Origin of the sequence: Streptomyces hilarionis (genome assembly GCF_024539675.1) — a bacterium.
Lineage (GTDB): Bacteria > Actinomycetota > Actinomycetes > Streptomycetales > Streptomycetaceae > Streptomyces > Streptomyces hilarionis.
Genome location: NZ_JAHHIT010000313.1, coordinates 1 through 3,560 on the forward strand (window position 1 = coordinate 1; position 3,560 = coordinate 3,560).

Sequence of the window (3,560 nt, forward strand, 5' to 3'; positions counted from 1 at the left end):
GGGTGTCGGGCGGGTGACGGCGACGGTTCCGCCGGGGTGGGTGCCGGGGGAACGTTTCCTGGAGCGTTCGGGTTTCGTGCTGGAGGAGGCGGGTGCGGTGCCGGCTGCCGGGGTCGGCAACCGGCGTGCGGGACCGCGCGAGGGGGGCGTGCGCCGCGCCGAGCTGCGCCGGGACCCGCGGTAGGGGCCTGGGCGCGGCACGCGCCGGTCCGGGCAGGGCAGGGCAGGGCAGGGAGCCGCGGTGGGGACCGGCGTGGCGGCTCGGTGGGCTCGGGGGCGCGGGGTCGGACGACGCGACGCCGGGCCCGCCGCGAGGCCTGCTGGTCGCGCGGGGCGTCGGGCGGGGCCGTGTCGGCACCCGCGGTAGGGTCCCGCGGCTGCGGCAGGCGTCGGCCGTGCCGTGTCGGGGCCGTTGCGGGGCGGTCCCCGGGTAGGACGCGCCCCCGTGGCGAGCCGCGTCGGCACCCGCCGCAGGGCCTCACGGTTGTGGCACGCGCGGGGCTGGGCCGGGGCCGTCGCGAGGACCGTGGGTACGGCGGGCCCCGCCGAACCGCGCGCGGGACCCGTCGCCGGGACCCGTCGCGGGGGCCTCGCGTCCGTGGCGCTCGGCCGGCCGCGTGGCGTCTGCGAACGGCCGTGCGGGTCCCGGGGGCGTGCCGTCCGGTGCGGCGGGCCGGTGGGCGTGCCGCTGGTGGTGGGTGCGGGTCGGCGGTGGTCGGTCCGCCGGTCCCTGGGGGTTCGTCCGGGGGTCAGGGGCGGGGGCGGTCGGCGTCGCGGACTCGCAGGGCCCTGGTGAGGTCGTCGAGTTGGTCGACGAGTTTGCGGCGCAGGGCGGGGGTGGGTCCGTCGGTGGCGAGGCACTGTTCGCCCAGGCGCAGGGTCTCGGGGTCGACGGCGTGGGCGGGGAACGCCCAGCGTCCGACGGCCTCGGCGATGGCGGGGCCGCGGCGGGCGGCGACGGTGACGGCGTCGTCGAAGAAGCGTGGGACGTAGGCGCTGACGAGGTCGGCCTGTTCGGGCTGCCAGAAGCCCTGGGCGGTGGCGTTGAAGAGGTAGTTGGACAGGCCGTCGGAGGAGAACATGGCCGCCCAGGCCCGTTCCTTGGCGTCGGCGTCGGGGAGGGCGGCGCGGCAGCGGGCGGCGCCTTCCCGGCCGGTGGCGGAGGGGTCGTTGTCGAGTTCGGCGGCGATGGCGTCGGCGTCGGTGGCGCCGAGGGCGGCGAGCCGGGCGAGGACGCGCCAGCGCAGGTCGGGGTCGAGTTCGGGTCCGCCGGGGACGGTGCCGTCGGCGAGCCAGGCGGCGATGGTGTCGGGGTGGGCGGCGACGGCGATGAAGTGGCGTACGGCGATGAGGCGCAGGCCGGGGTGGTCGCCGTCCTCGGTGCGGCGGATGAGGTCGCGGCACAGGGTGGTGAGGGTGGCGAGGACGGCGGGGCGGTGTTCGGGGGTGACGTAGCGGTCGGCGATCTGGCCGGAGGCGAAGGCGAGGACGCCTTGGGCGACGGCGAGGTCGGTTTCGTGCGGGAGGTGGTTGCGGGCCGCTTCGAGGTAGGCGGCGGGGGCGAGTTCGCCGTCGCGGACGGCGTCGCGCAGGGCGTTCCAGACGACGGCGCGGGTGAGGGGGTCGGGCAGGCCGCAGAGGTTGTCGCGGACGGTCGTGAAGGACTCGGGGTCGAAGCGGATCTTGGTGTAGGTGAGGTCGCCGTCGTTGAGGAGGACGAGGGCGGGGAGTTTGCCGATGGGCTGGGGGGCGCTCTGGGGGATGTCGAGCTCGAGGCGTCGGCGCAGGGTGAGGTGGCGGGCTTCGTCGGCGAGGTCGAGGTCGTAGAGGCCGACGGCGACGCGGTGGGGGCGGCTGCCGTCGTGGGCGACGGTCAGGGTGCGGTCGCCGTTGGTGCCGCTGACGGTGGGGGTGAGGGTGTCGACGCCGGTGGTGCGCAGCCAGGCGTCGGCCCAGGCGTGGACGTCGCGTTCGGTGTGGGCGGCGAGGGAGTCGATGAAGTCGGCGAGGGTGGCGTTGGCGAAGCGGTGGCGGGCGATGTGGGTGTTGATGCCGGCGAGGAAGTCCTTCTCGCCGAGCCAGGTGACGAGTTGGCGCAGGGCGGAGGCGCCCTTGGCGTAGGAGATGCCGTCGAAGTTGAGCAGGGCGGAGGCGGTGTCGTCGACGTTCTCGGGGGCGACGGGGTGGGTGGAGGGGCGTTGGTCGGCGTCGTAGCCCCAGGCTTTGCGGACGACGCCGAACTCGGTCCAGGTGCCGTTGAAGCGGGTGGCTTCGGTGAGGGTCTGGTAGCCCATGTACTCGGCGAAGGACTCGTTGAGCCAGATGTCGTCCCACCACTGGAGGGTGACGAGGTCGCCGAACCACATGTGGGCCATTTCGTGGGCGATGACCATGGCGCGGGTCTGGCGTTCGGTGTCGGTGACGGCGGAGCGGTAGACGAAGTCGTCGCGGAAGGTGACGAGGCCGGGGTTCTCCATGGCGCCGGCGTTGAACTCGGGGACGAACGCCTGGTCGTAGGAGTCGAAGGGGTAGGGCTCTTCGAACTTCTCGTGGTAGCGGTCGTAGCAGGCGCGGGTGATGTCGAGGAGTTCGTCGGCGTCGGCGTCGAGGTGGGGGGCGAGGGAGCGGCGGCAGTGCAGGCCGAAGGGGAGGCCGCGGTGTTCGGTGCGCACGGTGTGCCAGGGGCCGGCGGCGACGGCGACGAGGTAGGTGGAGACGAGGGGGGTGGGGGCGGCCTGCCAGCGGCCTTCTCCGAGGTGTTCGGTGAGGCTGTTGGAGAGGACGGTCCAGTTCTCGGGGGCTTTGACGCAGACGTCGAAGACGGCTTTGAGGTCGGGCTGGTCGAAGGCGGCGAAGACGCGCTGGACGTCGTTCATGAAGAGCTGGGTGTAGACGTAGGTCTCGCCGTCGGTGGGGTCGGTGAAGCGGTGCATGCCCTCGCCGGTGCGGGAGTAGCGCATGGCGGCGTGGACGCGCAGTTCGTGCTCGCCGGCGGTGAGGCCGTCGAGGGCGAGCCGGCCGGCGTGGAGCGTGCCGGGGTCGAGGGGCTCGCCGTCGAGGGTGACGGAGTGCAGCGTGTCGGGCCCGACCTCGACGAAGGTGTCCCCGTTGGCGCGTGCGGCGAACCGGATGACGGTGACGGACTCGAAGGTCTCGTCGCCGGTCGTCAGGTCGAGCTCGATGGTGTAGCGGTGGACGTCGAGGAGCTTGGCACGGCTTAGCGCTTCGTCGCGCGTCAGTACGGACATGCACGACATGCTGCCTGATGCCGCAGGCCGGGCACAGGGGCGGATCGGTACGCGCGTTATGTCGCTTCTCGCGCCGGAGCGCCGCGCCGGTCGATGGCCGGTGGCCGGTGGGGTGGCCGCTGGGGTGGCCGGTCAGTGGCCGGTGGGGGCGGCGGTGTCCTCGGCGATGCGCTCGTGGTGGCGGATGACCTCGGCGATGATGAAGGTGAGGAACTTCTCGGCGAACGCGGGGTCGAGTTTGGCGTTCTCGGCGAGGGTGCGCAGCCGCTCGATCTGGCGGGCCTCGCGGGCGGGGTCGGCGGGGGGCAGGTG

At 74.0% G+C, this 3,560-nt stretch carries 3 protein-coding genes; 1 reads left to right on the plus strand and 2 read right to left on the minus strand.

The genetic code is table 11. From position 1 onward, the window contains the following. Positions 1 to 184: hypothetical protein (locus KMS84_RS38190; protein WP_256921150.1), on the plus strand; the 184-nt coding region annotated here is incomplete at its 5' end. Positions 185 to 749: 565 nt separating this feature from the next. Here the strand turns inward: KMS84_RS38190 and pepN are convergent. Then, positions 750 to 3,248, minus strand: a complete 2,499-nt coding sequence (gene pepN, locus KMS84_RS38195) for an aminopeptidase N (protein WP_256921151.1) — start codon at positions 3,246 to 3,248, stop codon at positions 750 to 752. Between the two features lie 132 nt (positions 3,249 to 3,380). Next, positions 3,381 to 3,560 (minus strand): chorismate mutase (locus KMS84_RS38200; RefSeq protein WP_256921152.1); only part of this gene is annotated, 180 nt, incomplete at its 5' end.

Excerpts from the sequence above, each read along its gene's own strand:
- pepN (WP_256921151.1), bottom strand. The coding sequence starts at position 3,248 with ATGTCCGTACTGACGCGCGACGAAGCGCTAAGCCGTGCCAAGCTCCTC.